18 protein-coding genes and 1 tRNA gene are annotated in these 18,650 nt (G+C 63.7%); 16 read left to right on the top strand and 3 right to left on the bottom strand.

The genetic code is table 11. The features are described from left to right. Window positions 1–39: 39 nt before the first annotated feature. The 12 genes from AB433_RS02930 to AB433_RS02875 all read left to right on the top strand — a co-directional run bounded on the left by AB433_RS02930 (window position 40) and on the right by AB433_RS02875 (window position 12,913). Window positions 40–840 (top strand): transglutaminase-like domain-containing protein, encoded by an 801-nt coding sequence (locus AB433_RS02930; RefSeq protein ID WP_047819854.1) that lies wholly within the window; start codon window positions 40–42, stop codon window positions 838–840. A gap of 202 nt (window positions 841–1,042) precedes the next feature. Then, entirely contained in the window at window positions 1,043–2,506 is a 1,464-nt protein-coding gene (gene zwf / locus AB433_RS02925; protein ID WP_047823174.1) for a glucose-6-phosphate dehydrogenase, read from the top strand. A gap of 124 nt (window positions 2,507–2,630) precedes the next feature. Next, window positions 2,631–4,460, top strand: a complete 1,830-nt coding sequence (gene edd, locus AB433_RS02920) for a phosphogluconate dehydratase (protein WP_047819853.1) — start codon at window positions 2,631–2,633, stop codon at window positions 4,458–4,460. Window positions 4,461–4,469: 9 nt separating this feature from the next. Next, window positions 4,470–5,078, top strand: coding sequence for a bifunctional 4-hydroxy-2-oxoglutarate aldolase/2-dehydro-3-deoxy-phosphogluconate aldolase (eda, locus tag AB433_RS02915; RefSeq protein WP_047819852.1), 609 nt, complete (start codon window positions 4,470–4,472; stop codon window positions 5,076–5,078). Between the two features lie 10 nt (window positions 5,079–5,088). Next, complete coding sequence (locus AB433_RS02910) at window positions 5,089–7,872, top strand: phosphoenolpyruvate carboxylase (protein WP_047819851.1); 2,784 nt, start codon at window positions 5,089–5,091, stop codon at window positions 7,870–7,872. Window positions 7,873–7,904: 32 nt separating this feature from the next. After that, window positions 7,905–8,885 carry a bile acid:sodium symporter family protein gene (locus AB433_RS02905; RefSeq protein WP_047819850.1) on the top strand — a complete coding sequence of 327 codons (981 nt, stop codon included), beginning with the start codon at window positions 7,905–7,907 and terminating at the stop codon, window positions 8,883–8,885. Between the two features lie 20 nt (window positions 8,886–8,905). Continuing rightward, window positions 8,906–9,829: an acetylglutamate kinase gene (argB, locus tag AB433_RS02900; RefSeq protein WP_047819849.1), complete on the top strand. Its 924-nt coding sequence runs from the start codon at window positions 8,906–8,908 to the stop codon at window positions 9,827–9,829. Continuing rightward, window positions 9,829–10,323, top strand: coding sequence for a hypothetical protein (locus AB433_RS02895; RefSeq protein WP_053058949.1), 495 nt, complete (start codon window positions 9,829–9,831; stop codon window positions 10,321–10,323). Before argB ends, AB433_RS02895 begins: the two co-directional genes overlap by 1 nt. Window positions 10,324–10,421: 98 nt before the next feature. Next, window positions 10,422–10,715 (top strand): YggT family protein, encoded by a 294-nt coding sequence (locus tag AB433_RS02890; RefSeq protein WP_047819848.1) that lies wholly within the window; start codon window positions 10,422–10,424, stop codon window positions 10,713–10,715. Window position 10,716: 1 nt separating this feature from the next. Then, the gene (gene folD / locus AB433_RS02885; RefSeq protein WP_047819847.1) at window positions 10,717–11,589 is read left to right on the top strand and encodes a bifunctional methylenetetrahydrofolate dehydrogenase/methenyltetrahydrofolate cyclohydrolase FolD; all 873 of its coding nucleotides are present in this window, start codon (window positions 10,717–10,719) and stop codon (window positions 11,587–11,589) included. Continuing rightward, window positions 11,589–12,284, top strand: a complete 696-nt coding sequence (locus AB433_RS02880) for a Cif family virulence factor (RefSeq protein ID WP_053058948.1) — start codon at window positions 11,589–11,591, stop codon at window positions 12,282–12,284. Before folD ends, AB433_RS02880 begins: the two co-directional genes overlap by 1 nt. Before the next feature lie 5 nt (window positions 12,285–12,289). Then, the gene (locus AB433_RS02875; RefSeq protein WP_047823171.1) at window positions 12,290–12,913 is read left to right on the top strand and encodes a MarC family protein; all 624 of its coding nucleotides are present in this window, start codon (window positions 12,290–12,292) and stop codon (window positions 12,911–12,913) included. Between the two features lie 4 nt (window positions 12,914–12,917). Here the strand turns inward: AB433_RS02875 and AB433_RS02870 are convergent, their stop codons facing one another. Together AB433_RS02870 and AB433_RS02865 are read right to left on the bottom strand one after the other, a co-directional pair. Then, window positions 12,918–13,544 carry an LON peptidase substrate-binding domain-containing protein gene (locus AB433_RS02870; protein ID WP_047819845.1) on the bottom strand — a complete coding sequence of 209 codons (627 nt, stop codon included), beginning with the start codon at window positions 13,542–13,544 and terminating at the stop codon, window positions 12,918–12,920. Window positions 13,545–13,551: 7 nt separating this feature from the next. Then, window positions 13,552–14,460 carry a tetratricopeptide repeat protein gene (locus tag AB433_RS02865; protein WP_047819844.1) on the bottom strand — a complete coding sequence of 303 codons (909 nt, stop codon included), beginning with the start codon at window positions 14,458–14,460 and terminating at the stop codon, window positions 13,552–13,554. Between the two features lie 233 nt (window positions 14,461–14,693). Between AB433_RS02865 and AB433_RS02860 the strand changes: the two genes are divergently transcribed. From AB433_RS02860 to AB433_RS02845, 4 genes are all read left to right on the top strand, one after another. Continuing rightward, window positions 14,694–14,768 (top strand) — tRNA-Gly (locus tag AB433_RS02860). Window positions 14,769–15,239: 471 nt separating this feature from the next. Beyond that, entirely contained in the window at window positions 15,240–15,695 is a 456-nt protein-coding gene (locus tag AB433_RS02855; protein WP_218916913.1) for a DUF6932 family protein, read from the top strand. Continuing rightward, a complete protein-coding gene (locus AB433_RS02850; protein ID WP_047819842.1) occupies window positions 15,692–16,957 on the top strand; it encodes an XRE family transcriptional regulator in 1,266 nt (421 codons plus the stop codon). The genes AB433_RS02855 and AB433_RS02850 overlap by 4 nt, the downstream gene beginning before the upstream one ends. 11 nt (window positions 16,958–16,968) lie before the next feature. Further along, window positions 16,969–18,051, top strand: coding sequence for a beta family protein (locus AB433_RS02845; RefSeq protein WP_047819841.1), 1,083 nt, complete (start codon window positions 16,969–16,971; stop codon window positions 18,049–18,051). Here the strand turns inward: AB433_RS02845 and AB433_RS02840 are convergent. Continuing rightward, window positions 18,008–18,604, bottom strand: coding sequence for a sce7726 family protein (locus tag AB433_RS02840; protein ID WP_047819840.1), 597 nt, complete (start codon window positions 18,602–18,604; stop codon window positions 18,008–18,010). The genes AB433_RS02845 and AB433_RS02840 overlap by 44 nt on opposite strands. Window positions 18,605–18,650: the final 46 nt, after the last annotated feature.

Here is an 18,650-nt window from a genome sequence, read left to right as displayed (position 1 = left end):
TAGGGGCCTGAACGCCAACACCCAGCACAAAAGAGATTTATGCCCATCTCCGTCACCGCCCGGATTGCCTATCGCTTTGCCAAGCCGACCGACTTCCTGTTGCAGATGGAAGGCGCGGCCATTCCCGAACAGATCCTGTCCGGCCCCGGCCTGACGATGTCTGCGACAGAGCACTGTGCACGCGTCGCGGGGGAGGACGCGATCGGCGAACGCATCTGGCTGCGCACGCAGGGCGACTTCACCGCCGAATATGCGATAGAGGCGGACATCACCCGCACCCTGCCCGACATTGCCAGTCTGCCCAATCTTGCCCCGCACGACCTGCCGGGCGAAACGGTGCCCTATCTGTTCGACAGCCGTTTCTGCCCCGGAGACCGGTTCCAGTCCTTTGTCGAGGCGGAGTTCGGCGACACCACCGGCGGCGGACGGATCGCCGCGATCCGCGACTGGGTGGCGGGCAAGTTCAGTTATGAACCGGGATCGAGCGTCGCGACAACTACCGCGCTCGACAGCTTCGTCGAACGGCGCGGCGTGTGCCGCGATTACGCGCACGTGGTCATCACCCTTGCCCGCGCGTCGGCGATCCCGGCCCGCTATGTCAGCGGCTATGCCCCGAACGTGGATCCGCAAGACTTTCACGCGCTGGCGGAAGTGTTTCTGGCCGATCTCGACGGTCCTGCCGGCACCGGCAGCTGGCACCTTGTCGATGCGACCGGCATGGCCGACCCGGCGGAGGTGGTGAAGATCGGCGTGGGTCGCGATGCCGCAGAGGTAAGCTTCCTGACGTCCTACGGCATGGCGGAAATGCTGGATAAGCAGATTACCGTGCAGGCTACCTAAGGACGGACGAAAGCCGCAGGATTGCTATATTGTGAACGTTATCATATACGGCCGTCCATAGACCTCGATGACGGACCGGCAATCCTGCGTTGAACGGTTCGCAACTACTGGCCTTGGCGTGCTGCGCTTGCTAACGGTGCCGCGCTCAACCCAAGTGGAGACGATTTGCGGCCATGACCTTTTCTGCATCGCGGCTTCGCGCATGACGTTTTCGGCCAGCAAGCTCCTGCTCTTCGGCGCGACCGGCGATCTGTCGCAGCGCATGTTGCTCCCCTCGCTCTGCGCGCTGACGTCGGACGGGTTGCTGCCCGCGAATATAGAGGTGATCGGCACCGCGCGGTCGGAACATACGGACGAGAGCTTTCGCAATTTCGCCGCCGCAGCGCTCGAAAAGTTCCTGCCCTCGGGCCGGCAGATAGAGATCGACCCGTTCCTGTCGCGTCTGCGCTATCAGGACCTCGACGCATCGACCCCCGAAGGCTTCGACGCGCTGGCAAAATGCGTTGGCCTGGTCGGCACGAACGAGGATGAGGGTCTGTCGATCTTCCTTTCGACCGCGCCCTCGCTTTTCGAGCCGACGATCAAGGGGCTGGCCGCCAACGGGCTGGCCCCAAACGAAACTGGCGGCAACGTCCGCATCGGGCTGGAAAAACCGCTGGGCACCGACCTGGCCACGTCGTGCCAGATCAACGACGCGGTGGCCGGGGCCTTCCCGGAAAACCGCATTTTCCGCATCGACCATTATCTCGGTAAGGAGACGGTGCAGAACCTGCTGGCGCTGCGCTTCGCCAACATCCTGTTCGAACCGCTTTGGAACGCCGCGCACATCGACCACGTGCAGATCACCGTGGCCGAGACCGTGGGCCTTGAATCGCGGGCCGGATATTACGACGGCAGCGGCGCGCTGCGCGACATGGTGCAGAACCACATGCTCCAGCTCCTCGCTCTTGTCGCGATGGAGCCGCCGACCAGCTTCGACGCCACTGCCGTACGCGATGAGAAGGTGAAAGTCCTGCGCGCCCTGCGCCATGTCGCCGCGAACGAGACCGTCACCGGCCAATACAAGGCAGGCGCGATCAACGGTGGCGCGGTGCCGGGGTACGACGAGGAGCTGGGCCGCGACAGCGACACCGAGACGTTCGTCGCGATCAAGGCGCATATCGACAACTGGCGCTGGAAGGGCGTGCCGTTCTATCTGCGCACCGGCAAGCGCCTACCCGAACGCACCACCGAAATCATCGTGAAGTTCCGCAACGTGCCGTTCTCCATCTTCGAAGGTCGCGGCGCGAAAACCCTGCCCAACACGCTGGTCATCGGCATCCAGCCGCGTGAGAACATCCGCCTCTCGCTCATGGCCAAGGTGCCGGGGCTGGATCGTGGCGGCATTCGCCTGCGGCAGGTTCCGCTGGATATCGCCATGCCCGATGCCTTCGCCGGGCCGGAACGGCGCATCGCTTACGAACGGCTGCTGCTCGATCTTGTCGAGGGCGACCAGACCCTGTTCGTCCGGCGTGACGAGGTGGAGGCCCAGTGGCACTGGATCGACGCGATCCGGGAGACTTGGGCCGAGGAAGGCATGACGCCGAAAACGTACACCGCCGGAAGCTGGGGCCCCTCTGCGTCCATCGCGCTGGCCGAACGCGATGGCGTGACCTGGCACGAATAAGGCACAACGCGGCTGCACTTTCCGGGCCCGCCCCCGGTTGCAGTGCAGCGAACATTCGTTATGCTGCACCGCGAAAACGGGAAGAGGGAGCCCCGGATTCGCCTGAAAGCCGAAAAGGATTATCGTGGCCGATCTGCACCCTACCCTTGCCCGGGTAACCGCCCGTATTGTCGAAAGAAGCCGTGACAGTCGGCAACGCTATCTCGACCTGATGGATCGCGAAGCGGATCGGCACCCCGACCGCACCGCGCTGTCCTGCTCCAACCTTGCTCATGGCTATGCCGCGATGGGGGACGACAAGGCCAGCATCGGCGGCGGCAAGGCCCCGAACCTCGCCATCGTCACCGCCTACAACGACATGCTGTCCGCGCATCAGCCCTATGGCCGATACCCTGAGGCGATGAAGCTCTATGCCCGCGAAGTCGGTGCGACCATGCAGGTGGCTGGCGGCGTGCCTGCCATGTGCGACGGTGTGACGCAGGGGCAGGACGGCATGGACCTGTCGCTATTCAGCCGCGACACCATTGCCCTGTCGACGGCGGTGGCGCTGTCCCACGAAATGTACGACGGCATGGCCCTGCTTGGCATCTGCGACAAGATCGTGCCGGGCCTGCTGATCGGCGCCTTGCGGTTTGGCCACCTTGCGGGCGTGTTCGTGCCCAGCGGGCCGATGCCCAGCGGCATCGCCAACAAGGAAAAGCAGAAGACCCGCCAGCTCTATGCAGAGGGCAAGGTCGGGCGCGACGAATTGCTGGCCAGCGAGAGCGCCAGCTATCACGCGCCGGGCACATGCACGTTCTATGGCACCGCCAACTCCAACCAGATGATGATGGAGATGATGGGCCTGCACATGCCGGGCGCGGCCTTCGTGCCGCCGAACACGCCCCTGCGTAGCGCCCTGACCCGCGCCGCCGTCCAGCAGCTGGCCACGATCTCGACCCGCGGTTCCAATCCGCGCCCGTTGGCAAGATGCGTGGACGAAAAGGCAATCGTCAACGCCATCGTCGGCCTGCTGGCAACGGGCGGATCGACCAATCACGCGCTGCATATCCCCGCCTTCGCACGCGCGGCGGGTGTGCTCGTGGACTGGAGCGATTTCGACGAACTGTCGAAAGACGTGCCGCTGCTGGCCCGCGTCTATCCCAACGGTTCGGGCGACGTGAACCATTTCCAAGCGGCGGGCGGTATGGGCTATGTCATTCGCGAATTGCTCGATGCGGGGTTGGCGCACGACGATATCGTCACCGTCGGCGGGCAGAGCCTGTCCGACTATGCGCAAGAGCCGGTCCTTAACGACAAGGATCTGTCGTGGCAGGCCGCGCCCGCCGATCCGCTCGACCCGACGATGCTGTCGCCCGTTTCGGATCCGTTCCAGCCCGATGGCGGCATGCGGCTGCTCACCGGCAACCTCGGCCGCGCGACGATCAAGACCAGCGCGGTCGATAACGAACGCTATGTGATAGAGGCCCCCGCCCGGGTGTTCGAGACGCAAGAGGCTGTCGCCAAGGCGTTCAAGGCCGGCGAACTCGACCGTGACGTTGTCGTCGTCGTCCGCTTTCAGGGGCCGCGCGCCAACGGCATGCCCGAATTGCACAAGCTGACTCCGCCGCTGGGCGTGTTGCAGGACCGCGGGTTCAAGGTCGCGCTCGTCACCGACGGGCGCATGTCCGGCGCATCGGGCAAAGTCCCCGCCGCGATCCACTGCACGCCAGAGGCTCTGGCAGACGTGAGCGGCGTCAGCGGGCCGCTCGCCTATCTTCAGGACGGCGACCTGATCCGCGTCGACGCGCATGCTGGCACGCTTTCAACCACAGCCGACCTATCCGCCCGGCAACCCGCCGCCGCCCCGCCCGCCGCGATGGGCGTGGGCCGCGAACTGTTCGCGATGATGCGCGCCGGGGCAGACGGCGCGGAAAAAGGCGGCTCGGCGATGCTGGCGCTTGCGGGCCTTTAAGGACAAGACATGACCGATATCTATTCCATCATGACCAAGGCACCCGTGATCCCGGTGCTGGTGATCGACGACCTCGACGATGCCATCCCGGTGGCAAAGGCGCTGGTCGCAGGCGGCCTGCCCTGCCTCGAAGTCACGCTGCGCACGCCCTGCGCGCTGGACGCGATCGAGGCGATGAAGACCGTGCCCGGCGCCATCGTCGGCGCGGGCACCGTGCTTTCGACCAAGGATCTTGAGGCGGTGCTGCGCGCGGGCGTGGAATTCGTCGTCTCGCCCGGTTTGACCGAAAGCCTTGGCCGCGCCGCCAAGGATGCTGCCGTGCCCTTCCTGCCCGGCGTCGCCACCAGTGCAGAGATCATGCGCGGGCTGGACATGGGCCTGTCGCACTTCAAGTTCTTCCCGGCAGAGGCGAACGGCGGGCTGCCGGCGCTAAAGGCCATCGCCGCCCCGTTCGGCATGGCGAAATTCTGCCCCACCGGCGGCGTTTCGCTGAAATCCGCGCCCGACTGGCTGGCCCACCCGCAAGTGCTGTGCGTCGGTGGAAGCTGGGTTGCGCCCAAGGGGGCCGATGCCGCCACGATAGAGGCGCTTGCCGCCGAAGCCGCCGCGCTATCCTAGGGGGAACCGCATGAATCCGAAGATTGCCGCCCTGCACGACCGCCTTCGCGACCTTCATGGCAGGACGCGGGAAACCCCGCTGTTCAATCCGGTGTTCCAGCTGGGTCTGGAATTTTCGCGCGATCTGGAATCGGGCGATAGCTCTCTGGCCGACATCGATGCACTGGTCAGCGCGCTGGAGTGTGAAGGCCTGCTGGCCCGCGCGCAAAAGCTGGACCGGATGCTGGCCCCAATGGCCGCGGCGGAGAACCTTGCCTCGTTCGAGAGCGACGAGGATGAATTCGAAGCCTTCGCCGCGCGCTGGTCGAACCCGATGCTGCACGTGGTCTTCACCGCGCACCCGACTTTCCTGCTGACTCCGGCACAGGCGGCCAGCGTGGCAGAAGGCGCGACCGAGGGGCGCGTTGACGGCGATCACGTCTGCTCCGCCCCGTACGAACGCACGCAGATCACGCTGGACAGCGAGCACGATGCGGCGATGGCGGCGATGAGCCGCGCGCAGGGTGCACGCGACCGCATCGTGCGCGGCCTCTTTGAAACCGCACAGAGCAAGTGGCCGGGCGCGTGGAAGCAGTTCGCGCCGGTGCCGGTGCGGCTGGCAACCTGGGTCGGTTACGACATGGACGGGCGGACCGACATCGGCTGGAACACCTCCATCCGCTATCGCTTGGCCGAAAAGAGCGAGCGTCTGGCCAGCTATGCCGCGATGCTGGCCGAGGACGCGCCGGATGTCGCCGCGCGCCTTGCCGCCGCTGCCGAGCATACCGGCGAAATGGCCGCGAATTTCGCGAAAGACCTGTCGGACCCGGCGCTGCTGGGCCACGCGGCGAATTCGCTGACCGCCGATCACCCGGACAAGCTGACCGGCCTTGCCCCGATCATCGACGAGCTGGCGAAACTGGCAGCAGACGCCGACGATGCGACCGCGACCACCCTGCTGACCGCCGCTGCGGCGATGCGCGCTGACGGCCTCGGCATGGGCTGGATCCACTTCCGGGTGAACTCCAGCCAATTGCAGAACGCGATCCGCCGCCGGGTCGACCCGGAATCAAGGCTCGACCTGTCGAGCCAGGCCGCGCTGTCGGCCATCCGCACGGCCCTGCGCGAAGCGGTGCCGCTGAAGGCCAACTTCGCCGCGCTGGCCATCGAATCCAGCACCGCGATCCGGCAATTTTTGGCGATGCAGCAGATCCTGAAGCATATCGACGCCGACGCGCCGATCCGCATGCTGATCGCCGAATGCGAACAGCCGCAGACGGTGCTCGCCGCGCTCTATTTCGCGAAGCTGTTCGGCATCGACGACAAAGTTGACGTCTCACCCCTGTTTGAGACGGAAACCGCGCTGGAACACGGCGGCCGTTTCCTCGACGCGCTGCTGGCAGAGGAAGACTATCGCGATTACGCGCGCGTTCGCGGCCGGGTCGCGATCCAGACCGGCTTTTCCGACGCAGGCCGCTTCGTCGGGCAAATCCCGGCCAGCCTTGCCATCGAACGCCTGCAGGGCCGCCTTGCCGATGCGATGAAGGCCAACGGGCTGACGGACGTGGCCGCGCTGATCTTCAACACCCACGGCGAATCGATGGGCCGCGGTGCGCATCCGGCCAGCATGAAAGACCGGATGGAATGGCCGCTGTCCCCCTGGGCGCGCCGCCGCTTCGTGCGCGCAGGGATCAGGCTGGAGCCGGAGGTCAGCTTTCAGGGCGGCGACGGATACCTGTGGTTCGGCACCCCCGAACTGGCACTGGCAACGCTGACCCGCATTGCCGAAAATGCGCCGGGGGTCACCGATCCAGATGCGCCGACGGACCAGTTCTATCGCCGCACCGACCTTTCCCTCGATTTCTATCGCGCGATCCGGCGCGTGCAGAACATGCACCTCGTCTCCGCCACCTACAGCCGCGCGATTACTGCATTCGGGCTCGGCCTGCTGAACGATACCGGCAGCCGCCGTTCGCGCCGCCAGTCCGACCTGTCGGCGGATCGCAAGATGTCCTTGCGGCAGATTCGCGCGATCCCGCATAACGCGATCCTGCAGCAACTGGGCTATCCGGTTAACGTGATCGCCGGGTTCGGCACCGCGGCGGAAAACAACGTCGAGGAAATCGCCAACCTGCTGGCGACAAGCGCGCGGGGGCAGCAGTTGCTCCGCCTCGTCCGCGCCGCCGATGCGTTGGCCAGCATCAAGACGGTGGCTGCCTATGGCGAACTGTTCAACTCCGCCTACTGGGCCAGCCGGCCCTATCGCGGCACCGAAAAGCACCTGACCGATGCCTGCCTGACACTGGCGGCATACCTCACCAAGGACGACCGGGTCGGCGTCTTTCGCCGGCTTGCCAGCCGCTTGCGCGTCGATGCGATGCACTTGCACAAGCTGCTGGATGCGATCCCCGGCGGGAAAGAGGAATGGGGCCTTCCGCTGCCGGATCGGGAGCATAAGCGCCGGTCCATCGGCGTGCTTCAGGCGCTGCGCCTAGCGCTGTTGCAGCACATGTTCCTGAAGGCCGTGCAAGTCCCGGTCTTCTCGCGCAGCAACGACGTCAGCCGCGAAGACGTGTTGGAAATGGTCTTCACCCTGAGGATCGATGACGCGCTGTCACAGTTGCGCCGCGCCTTCCCGACCAGCTTCCCCGGCATCGACGATTTCGACGTGGACGAGGCCAGCGATTATCCGGACGGCGGCGACAGCGGCTATCTGGCGATCCGGCGCGACTTCATTGATCCGATCGAACAGGCCTATGCACTCGTCCTGCGCATCGGTACGGCCATCGCCAACGAGTTCGGCGCGCACGGCTGACCGGCAGCAAGGGGCGAGAGGCAGGGGGGATCATGTTGAAACGGCTGAAGCCCGATCCCTTCGTCCTGTCGCTGTTCGGCGCAATCGTGCTCGCATCGCTGCTGCCGCCGCGCGGAGGGTTTGCGACGCTGGCTGCGTGGGTCGCCGATGCGGGCATCGTGCTGCTGTTCTTCCTGCATGGTGCGCGGCTATCACGGGCCGCGATCATCGGCGGGCTGACCCACTGGCGGCTACATCTGGTGATTGCGGCGGCGACATTTGTGCTATTTCCGCTGGTGACACTGGCGCTAGCCTATACGCCGGGGCTGAATGCCGATCTGGCGAGGGGCATGACCTTCATCGGGGCCGTGCCCTCCACGATGCAGAGCGCGGTGGCCTTTACCGCGATGGCCGGCGGCAATGTCGCGGGCGCGGTTTGCGCGGCGGCGATTTCGAACATGGCGGCAGTTATCGTGACCCCGGCGCTATCGGCACTGATGGCCGGGGGCAGCGGCGGGGCGGAGATTTCGGGCGGCGCGGCGCTGCGCATTATCATGCAACTGCTGCTGCCCTTCGTCCTCGGCCACCTGCTGCGCCCGGTGATCGGCACGACGATAGACCGACACAAGCGTTTCATCGGGCTGGCCGACAAAGGCGTGATCGTGATGATCGTCTACGTCGCGTTCGGCGCGTCGGTGGCCGAAGGGCTGTGGCTGCGCACCGGGATCGGCGAGCTTTTGCTGGTGCTTGCGCTCTGTCTCGTACTGCTGGGCGTCGTCTTTGCCGCGAATGCACTGGCGGGGCGGTTACTGACATTCTCTCGCGAGGACCGGATCACCATCCAGTTCGCCGGGTCGAAGAAGAGCCTTGCCGCCGGTGTCGCCTTTGCCGGGGTGCTGTTCCCGCCCGCCAGCGTCGGTGCAGTTCTATTGCCGCTGATGGTCTATCACCAGATGCAGATGATCGTTTCCGCGCTGCTGGCGGCACGCTGGGCGAAACAGGCGCAGGACCCTTCTGGCGCGCAAAGCGATTGATCGCGGGGCGCGCGCGTGCAATGGCCCCCGGCACTATGGTCGATCCGCTGAACCCCCACGACAAGGCCGTGCTGGCCAAGGCCGAAACGCTGGTAGAGGCGCTGCCCTATATCAAGCGATATGCGGGCCGCACGTTCGTCATCAAGTATGGCGGCCATGCAATGGGCGACCCGGAAGCGGCGCAGGACTTTGCCGAGGATGTCGTGCTGCTTGGTGCCGTCGGCATCAACGTCGTCGTCGTCCACGGCGGCGGGCCGCAGATCGGCGCGATGCTGAAAAAGCTGGGCGTCGAATCGAGCTTCGTCGACGGGCTGCGCGTGACCGACAAGCAGACTGCGGAAATCGCGGAGATGGTCCTGTCGGGCCGGATCAACAAGGAACTGGTCAGCTGGATCGCCAATGCCGGGGGCCGCGCCGTCGGCATTTCGGGCAAGGACGGCGGGCTGGTCACCGCCAGCAAGGTTACCCGCACGCGCAAGGACCCCGAAAGCGCGATAGAGCAGGTCGTCGACCTTGGCTTTGTGGGAGAGCCAAAGAAAGTCGACACCCGTATCATCGACACCTCTGTCGCGGCGGGCCTGATCCCGGTGATCGCACCGATTGGCGTGGGTGAGGACGGGCATACCTACAACATCAACGCCGATACCATGGCGGGCGCGATTGCCGCGGCAATGGGGGCGGCGCGGCTCTTCCTGCTGACCGACGTGTCGGGCGTGCTGGACAAGCAGGGCGGGTTGCTGACCGATCTGACGCCACAGGGTATCGCGAAACTGCGCGAAGATGGAACCATCAGCGGCGGTATGATACCTAAGCTGGAAACCTGCGTACAAGCGGTAGAGGCCGGTTGCGACGCGGCGGTCGTCCTTGATGGACGGGTGCCGCATGCGATGCTGCTGGAAATCTTTACCGAACGCGGGGCGGGCACGTTGATAAGGAACGACTGATGTACAGGACCCTCGCCGCCGCTGCCGCGCTCAGCCTGCTGGGCGCTTGCGGGACGAGCGAGGCCCCTGCCCCCGCCCCGACGGACACCGCGACAGTTGCCCCCACGCCGACCCCGACGCCCACGTTCGATGCCAAGCTGCCGAACGAAACGGTTGCCGATCCGCAGGCCCTGCTCGATTACTGGAAACAGGCGGTAGAGGCCGGAGAGCGCGAAGCCGCGCGCCGCGCTTGGCGTAAGGAAGTGCGCGCGGGCGGCATGGCCCCGCGCTGGGAAGTGCTGGCCAATCCTGTGGTCACATTCGGCGAAGGCCGGCAGGAAGGCGCAGCCGGATCGCTCTATTACGAAGTGCCCGTCACCGTCATGGGCAGCAACGCCGATGGCGCGGGGCAGAGCCTGACCGGCAAGATGGTGCTGCGCCGCGTCAACGGCGTGGACGGCGCGACGCCCGAACAACTCAGCTGGCGGATCGAACGGATCGAGTGGGAAGGGTAAGGCCCCGACAAACTCCGTCCAGCGTATTAGGCGGTTGATACACCGCACGTCCCTCGGCTAGATGGCGCTTTCCGAAAGCCCCCCAAGGAACCGCCCGCGTGCTTGTGCAAACCCTTATCCAGATCATCGACCTGCTGGTCTCCGTCGTCGTTTTCCTGGTCATCGTGCAGTTCGTTCTGTCGCTGCTGATCGCGTTCAACGTCGTCAACACATCGAACCAGTTCGTCGCGGCGATCTACACCGCGATCAACGCCCTGTTGGACCCGTTATTACGCCCGATCCGGCGTATCATGCCCAATACCGGAGCGATCGACTTTTCGCCGCTGGTGCTGATCGTGGGATTGAACGTGCTACAGATCATCCTGCGCAACCTTGCCGTCGCGGGGTACTGACATGGCAACCCGGATTGATGGCAAGGCCTTTGCCGCATCGCTGCGCGAAAAGGTGGCAGAGGGCGTTGCCACCTTCGTGGCCAAAGCCGGTCGCAAGCCGGGCCTTGCCGTGGTGCTGGTGGGCGAGGATCCGGCCAGCCAGGTCTATGTGCGCAACAAGCACAAGATGACCGTGGCGGCGGGGATGGAAAGCTTTGAGCACCGCCTGCCCGCCGATACCTCGCAAGAAGCGCTGCTGGCGCTGGTCGATCAGTTGAACGCCGATCCGGCGGTTGACGGGATCCTTGTGCAATTGCCGCTGCCCAAGGGGTTGGATGAGAATGCGGTGATTCAGGCCATCGATCCGGACAAGGACGTCGACGGCTTCACCACCGCCAGCGCGGGACGGCTGGCCACCGGGTTGCCGGGCTTCGTCGCCTGCACGCCGCTGGGCTGCCTGATGCTGTTGAAGGATCAGTTGGGCGACCTGTCGGGCAAGAACGCCGTCGTCATCGGGCGGTCTAACATCGTCGGCAAGCCGATGGCCCAGCTGCTTTTGCAGGAAAGCTGCACCGTCACCATCGCGCATAGCCGCACGGTCGATCTGCCCGCCGTGGTGCGCGGCGCGGATATCGTCGTGGCCGCCGTAGGCCGCCCAGAAATGGTCAAAGGCGACTGGATCAAGCCGGGCGCAACCGTGATCGACGTGGGCATCAATCGCGTGCCCGCCGCCGAAGAAGGCAAGACCAAGCTGGTCGGCGATGTCGACTTTGCCGGGGCCGAAGCGACCGCCGGTGCGATTACCCCGGTGCCGGGCGGCGTCGGGCCGATGACTATCGCCTGCCTGCTCTACAACACGCTGGAAGCCGCGAACCGGCGCGAGGGGCTGGCCTGATGCGGATCGCCGTCGCCCTTGCTGCTGCGCTGGCTCTGGCAGGCTGCGCCGCTGGCGGGCAGCGCGGTCCGGATCGCGGTCCGGCTCTGAAACCGATTGCCGAACCGGGCAAGGTCGTCGCGACCGAGATTGCCTTTGCCCAGATGGCGCAAGAGGAAGGCCAGTGGACGGCCTTTGCCGAATATGCCGCCGACGATGGCGTGATGTTCGTGCCGGAAAAAGTGAATGCGCAGGATTGGCTGAAAAAGCGCCCTAATCCGGCGCAGTCGGTCGCATGGCAACCGCATGAGGTCTGGTCGAGCTGTGACGGGTCCATCGGCGTGACCCGCGGCGCGTGGCAGCGGCCCGATGGTTCGGTCGGCTGGTTCACCACCGTCTGGCATCGGCAGAAGGACGGGGAATATCGCTGGGTCATGGATCACGGCGACGCGGCGGCCAAGCCGCTGGCGGAACCGGAGATGATCGAGGCGCACGTCGCCGAATGCCCGACGCAGCCTTGGGCCCCGTCAGAAGACCTGCTGGAAGGCGTGCCGGGCAATGGTGAGTTCTTCGGCGGCGCGTCGGACGATGGCACGCTGCGCTGGGGTGGGCGCGTGGATCGCTGGGGTGGCCGGATCGTGACCATCGATGTCTGGGACGGTGCGGAATTTCAGCGCGTGCTGCACCAGACGATCGCGCCTCCTCAACAACCCTGACCGTGATGCTCGACCTGTTCGTCTCTGCGTTCGTCACCCTGTTCGTGGTGATCGACCCGCCGGGCTGCGCGCCGATCTACGCGGGGCTGACCAGCGAGGCGAGCGCCGCACAGCGCCGCGCCATGGCCATTCGCGCCAGCGTAATCGCGCTGGTCATCCTGCTGATCTTCGCGCTGTTCGGCGAAACGTTACTGGGCGCGCTGCATATAGAGCTGGACGCGTTTCGCATCGCGGGCGGCATCATGCTGTTTGCCATCGCCATCGACATGGTCTTCGAAAAGCGCACCGAGCGCCGTCAGGATCGTGCAGACAAAGTGCGCGCCACCCCCGAGATTGAAGACGTATCGGTATTCCCCATGGCCATGCCGATGCTTGCCGGACCGGGGGCGATTGCTTCGATCATGCTGCTGATGGCACGGGCCGAGGGGGCGGGCGAAACGCTGGCCGTGCTGGGCGCGTTGGGGCTGGTGATGATGCTGACGCTGATCGCGCTGCTTGCCGCCGCGCCGTTGATGCGGCTCTTCGGTGATCAGGTCGAATCGGTCGTGACGCGCTTGCTGGGCGTCGTACTGGCCGCCTTGGCCGCCCAGTTCGTGATCGACGGATTGAGGGGCAGCTTCAACCTTTAGGCGATTACTGCAAAGTCGCGCCGTCTTCGTCACCGTCGTGGCGGCCATAGAACTGCATCAACTGCACCAACAAATCGCAGCGCGCGTTCAGCCCGTCCGCTTCCAGCAAGGCCTGCTTCGACGCCGGATCGAACGGCGCGACCTGGCTGACCCCGTTGATCAGCGCGATGTCGTCCAGCCGCGTCACCTGTTCCCAATCGACCGCATAGCCCTGATGGTCGGCAAAACGCCGCGCTTCCTGCTCCAGCGAAGCCCGCTCCACCGGCAGAAGGACGGCATCCTCGTCCTCTTCCAGCAATTGCGCCTCAACCTGCCGGAACGGCGTGGTGACGTCCAGTTCGCGCAAGACACGGAACCGCGACAATCCGTCGAGGATGATGTTGTAGCGCCCGTCTTCCAGCGCCTCGACCTCCTCGATCCGGCCAAGGCAGCCGATCTCGAACAACTTTGCGCCCTCTGACGGGCGCACCGGCTGGATCATGCCGATCAGGCGATCGCGCGCCAGCGAATCGCTGATCATCGCACGATAGCGCGGCTCGAAGATATGCAGCGGCAATTGCAGTCCGGGAAACAACAGCGCACCCGAAAGCGGGAAGATCGATATGCGCGTGGTTTCGACGACGGACCCCATGCGCGCCTCAGCCGAACAAAATCAGCGAGAGTTTACGGCGCGTGGCGGAAACCCACGGGTCTTCCATCCCGACCGCTTCGAATATCTGCAACAGCTTGGCCCTGGCCGCGCCCTCGTTCCATTCCGGCTCGGTGCGGATCATGGTCAGCAGCGTGTCCGCCGCCTCGTCACGCTGACCCGCGGCGAACGCAGCGTTCGCAAAGGCCAGCTGCGCATCCATGTCGGCGGGACGCTCCGCCGCAGCCATGCGCATGTTTTCCAGCTCGCTGTCGTCTGGCTTGTCCTTGGCGAGTTCAAGCGACGCGATGGCGCGTTCGATCGCCGGATCGGCCTTCGTCTCTTCGGGCAGAGCGGCAATCGCCTGTTCCGCCTCTGCCACGTGGCCCGCCTCGATCATCGCGCGAATCAGGCCTGCTTGCGCGATCGCATTGTCGGGCGCCATTTCGATGATCTGGGCAAAGATGCCCATCGCCCGCTCGGCATCGCCACCGGACAACACTTCCTCACCCATCGCCAGCAAAGGCTCAAGGTCGGGTGCGGCTTCTTCGCCCGCCGCACCGGGCTGAACCGGCAATTGTGAAAGAAGCTGGTCCAGCACCTGCTTCAGCTGCGATTCGCTGCGCGCCTGCGTCAGGTCGGCGACCGGCTGACCCTGGAACATCGCATAGACCGTGGGGATAGAGCGCACCTGGAACTGCGCGGCGATGAATTGGTCCTCGTCAACGTTCACCTTGGCCAGAATCACGCCCTTGTCGGCGTATTCGGCGGCGACCTTTTCCAGCACAGGGGTCAGCGCCTTGCACGGCCCGCACCATTCCGCCCAGAAATCGAGGATGACGAGCTTTGTCTTCGACGGTTCGACCACCGCGTCGCGAAAGCGTTCGACCGCCTTCTGCTCATCCATGTTCAGGCCCATGCTTGCCAAGGGTGACGTCTCCTGTCGTAACTCGCCCGCAACGATCGGGCATTCTGTCCGTTTGTGTGGCAATGTGGGGCAAGGCGTTGCGAATTCCAAGGGCGCGCGGCAGTCGAGGCACGTTCTTGCAAGTCAGGCGAATTTTCCGGTTGCGGACCCCATGGCCCGTTGCTAAAGGCGCGCCTCACCCCGACCGGAAGGGCATTTTCGCCACCCGGTATCAGGCGTTCAGAGCGGGCGTAGCTCAGGGGTAGAGCACAACCTTGCCAAGGTTGGGGTCGAGGGTTCGAATCCCTTCGCCCGCTCCATGTTTCTCCTAGAAAATCAATGCGTTAAGTGACATCAGCAGGTCACTTTTGGCGCTTACACGGTGCCAGAAATAGCAAACGTAAGCGCTACGTAAGCACAAAAATTCGTAGAATCGGCGGCAATTGGCCCCCTCTCCACCGAGGACACATGCCATTCGGGGGCTTCAAACCGTTTCCGCCAGAGCCTCATCGCTTCATATTGCATCATGCGAGCCCGGTTGTGGTGCCTCAACGCTTGCTTACGCGGTTTCAGAATCCGCTTACACCGGCTCAAATTCTGCTTATCAGACAGAACCGAGCGCGCCCTCCGAAGCAGTGAGCATATGATAGGCGCGCTGCCTTAGCCGCCCTATCCTCGTAGACAGTCTTCTGGTCGCAGGTACGGATTTTTGCCGAACATTCCGCGTAAGGAACAAACCGGACTCGACAAAATTATAACACAACTATATTGTTGTGTTTATGATACCGGACTTGATCGAACCAGGATCGCCTTGCCCATGGGCTGTGTTGCCACCCGGCATCCACGACACGACCCTTGATGAGGTAGAGACTCGTTTCGCAACGACCCCGCATCGCAGATGGCTGTTCGATGGCTTCGTCCGCATGACTCAAGCACTGGCCGTAGCCGGATGTCGATCCGTTTATCTCGACGGAAGCTTCGTAACCGCAAAACCGCACCCAACCGATTTCGATGGCTGCTGGGACCACATCGGTGTTGACCCCACGAAGCTCGATCCTGTCCTCCTTGATTTCAGCAAAAAGAGAGCGGCACAGAAAGCAAAGTACCAGGGCGAACTCTTCATTGCCGGGATGCCCAACGGTGATGGCGGCCCTTTCCTCGACTTTTTCCAGGTCGAAAAGTCGTCCGGCCTGCCTAAAGGCATCCTCCGCATTTCACTCGCGCCGCCGAAAGGAGCGAGGCCATGATCACTAACGAAAAGCAGTACAAGTCGACCAAGGCGTCGATCGAGAAGCTAACGGCCGCATTTACCACTCTGGCAACGCCAACCGACGACCTGCCCAAGGTGTTGGTGAACGCGCAGCGATCCGCACTTCGCAGCCAGATTGACGAACTCGAAGAAGAGATACGCTTCTATGAAAACTTGCGTGCCGGCAGGATTTCGGAGTTGTCGGCCGAGAGCCTGCATGACTTGCCGGATATCCTTATACAAGCGCGTATTGCGCGCGGCATGAGTCAAAAGGACCTGGGCGATTTCCTCGGGGTCGCGGAACAGCAGATCCAGCGCTATGAAGCCGACCGCTATCGCGCCGCCAGTCTAGACCGACTGACCGAAGTCGCAGACGCCTTGAACGTGCGCATCGCGGAGCGAGCACACCTGATCGGAAGCCCCAAGCTCGACAATGTCGACCCATCTGCCTGGCAAGCATTCCCACTTGCCGAAATGTACAAGCGTGGATGGTTCGAGGATTTCGCAGGCTCGCTCTCCCAGGCGCGCAAGGCCGCCAGCGATCTGATCCCGGCATTTCTGCAAGGCGCTCATTCGCAGTTTGTACCGACGGCACTTCATCGCAAGTCAGTGCGGTCGAGCGGACATGTGCATGAAGCGGCGATTGCTGCGTGGGAAGCGCGCGTACGTACTCTGGCGGACCGCAATCCGCCAGAACGGAAGTTTGATCGAGACTGTCTCACGGATGATTGGGTTCGCGGGCTGGTTACCCTGAGTCTTGACGAGAAGGGTCCACGGATTGCAGTCGATTACTTGCGCGACGCAGGCATATCCCTTGTGATTGAACGGCATTTGCCCGGCACGTTGCTGGACGGCGCCGCGCTGGCGTCATCTAACCATCACGCGATCGTCGCCATGACACTCCGGCATGACCGGCTCGACAACTTCTGGTTCACGCTCTTGCATGAGATCGGGCACCTGAAGCTGCATATCCAGTCTGGCGAATATACAGCCATTTTCGATGACAACGACTCGCCAGCTGCCGACAAGGTCGAACAGGACGCTGACTATTTCGCCCAGGAAGCCCTGCTTCCAGAAGCATGCTGGAGCCTTGCTGTCTCGCGCTTCACCCGAAATGAGAAGGCCGTGTTGACCGATGCCAAGCGCTTCGGTGTGGCGCCGGCGATTATCGCCGGCCGGGTGCGGCGAGATGCGAATGACTACACCCTGCTTCGGACGATGGTCGGTTCCGGAGAAGTTCGCCGGCAATTTGGGCTGTAGGGGAGCGGTTTATGGCCATACCGAACTACTATGTTCCGCTCCTTCGCTGGCGTGCCGGCGAATACCGGGCTATCAAACGATTGAGCGATCCCTGTCGGCAGCGCACAGTGCCGCTGATCGAAGTGCTTCCGCCTGATTATGATTTCGCCTTGCGGCAACCGAAGAAACATATCGACGAGCAACTCAAGCCGTTCGGAAAGCAGATCGAAGATCATTGGCCCAGCCGCCCGGCACTCGTCGACGCGGTGCAAATCGACGCGCCGACCAGAATGAGCGATGGGCGCCATCCGCTCACCTTCATCTTCGATGATGCGCGCGCAAGAGAACTGGCCCTGGTTCCGGTAACTGCGCTCGATCGCGATACTGCCTACCAACACAGTGTTGCAGGAATTGTAGCGGCGGATGGTCGCGGAATCGGCCTGAGGTGCGGCCTCGAAGAGGCACTCGATCCTGATTTCGAAATGCACGTAAGCGCCTTGACGGCGCACGTTGGCTGTCCAGCAGATGCCGTCGACATTCTCCTCGATCTCGGAAGCCCGCAATTCGACCCGCAGAACCCTCTGATTGCCATCGTCGCCTCGGCTCTGGCGAGCGGAGGAATCTTCTTGTCTGCCCGGTCCGTGACCATCCTGGCCACCTCGTTTCCGGACAGCCTGACCAGCCTGCAGTTTGGGCTCGATGTCCTGCCACGACGCGAATGGCTCTTGTACAAGGCACTGATGGCGGCCCTACCCGCTGTGGCACGTCGTCCCGGCTTTGGCGACTATGCTGTAGCAGCCGTCGAATTCCCGAAGGGCGACATGCGCTTCATGCGCGGCTCGCCAAACGTCCGTTACGCAATCGACGATGCATGGCTCATTGCAAAGGCCAAACGACAGAAGTCAAACAACAACCACGCCTACCCAGGTCTGTGCGGAGCCATCATTGCTTCTGGCCGTTTCGCCGGAGCTGCTTTTTCCGAAGGATCGCGCTACATTGATGGCTGCTGCCTCGGTACCGAGAAAATGGGTAATCCAACCACATGGAAGTGGGTGGCCACCAACCATCACATCACGAAAGTGGTTGCGGACCTCGCCACGTTGTCCGGGACTTGAGAGCAAGCCTCACCGTGGCCGCCAACTTGCGAAGCGGAAGCTCGGACACGATGCGCTGGTAAAGCGTCTCTCTTGGTGCGCGCAAATCGCGCTCCGGGACGCCCAGATCCCTCAGGACTGCCTGCGCTTCTGGACGCCACAACAGGCGCGCCAGGACCAGCGGGTCGACGTTCCTGTTCGCCCTCTCCGGACGAATCCGGCGGAACTTTATGCCTTGGTTCATTCCTCGCTCGACAACCATAATGCCCCACCAGTCAGGCACTATCGTCATAGCCAGTTCGACATGCTTGGGGGCAGCGATCAACAAAGCCTTGTCGACCACGTCGCCATAGGCAGCGACCTGCCTTGGCAGGCGCTCGAGATTGTCAGCCTCGGCCTTGATTTCTACCCCGCGGATGTGACCGTTGATTACGGCAATATCGATCCGGCAGCTGCCATGATCGAGACCGAGTTCGTCGATGACAAGGGTATCCGGGCAGGCCTGGGCATGCACCAGCAACCGCCGGTAGGCGGCTTGCCGTACGTCACTATCCCGGAGCGGTCTCGGAGCCATGCCGAATCGATAGCCGCCGGACTGCCGACGGTGCAACGACCAATAT

The sequence above is a fragment of the Croceicoccus naphthovorans genome, from assembly GCF_001028705.1.
In the GTDB taxonomy this organism is placed as follows: domain Bacteria; phylum Pseudomonadota; class Alphaproteobacteria; order Sphingomonadales; family Sphingomonadaceae; genus Croceicoccus; species Croceicoccus naphthovorans.
The sequence above is the reverse complement of the archived record's forward strand: the minus strand, read 5'-3'. Positions and strand labels throughout refer to the sequence as shown.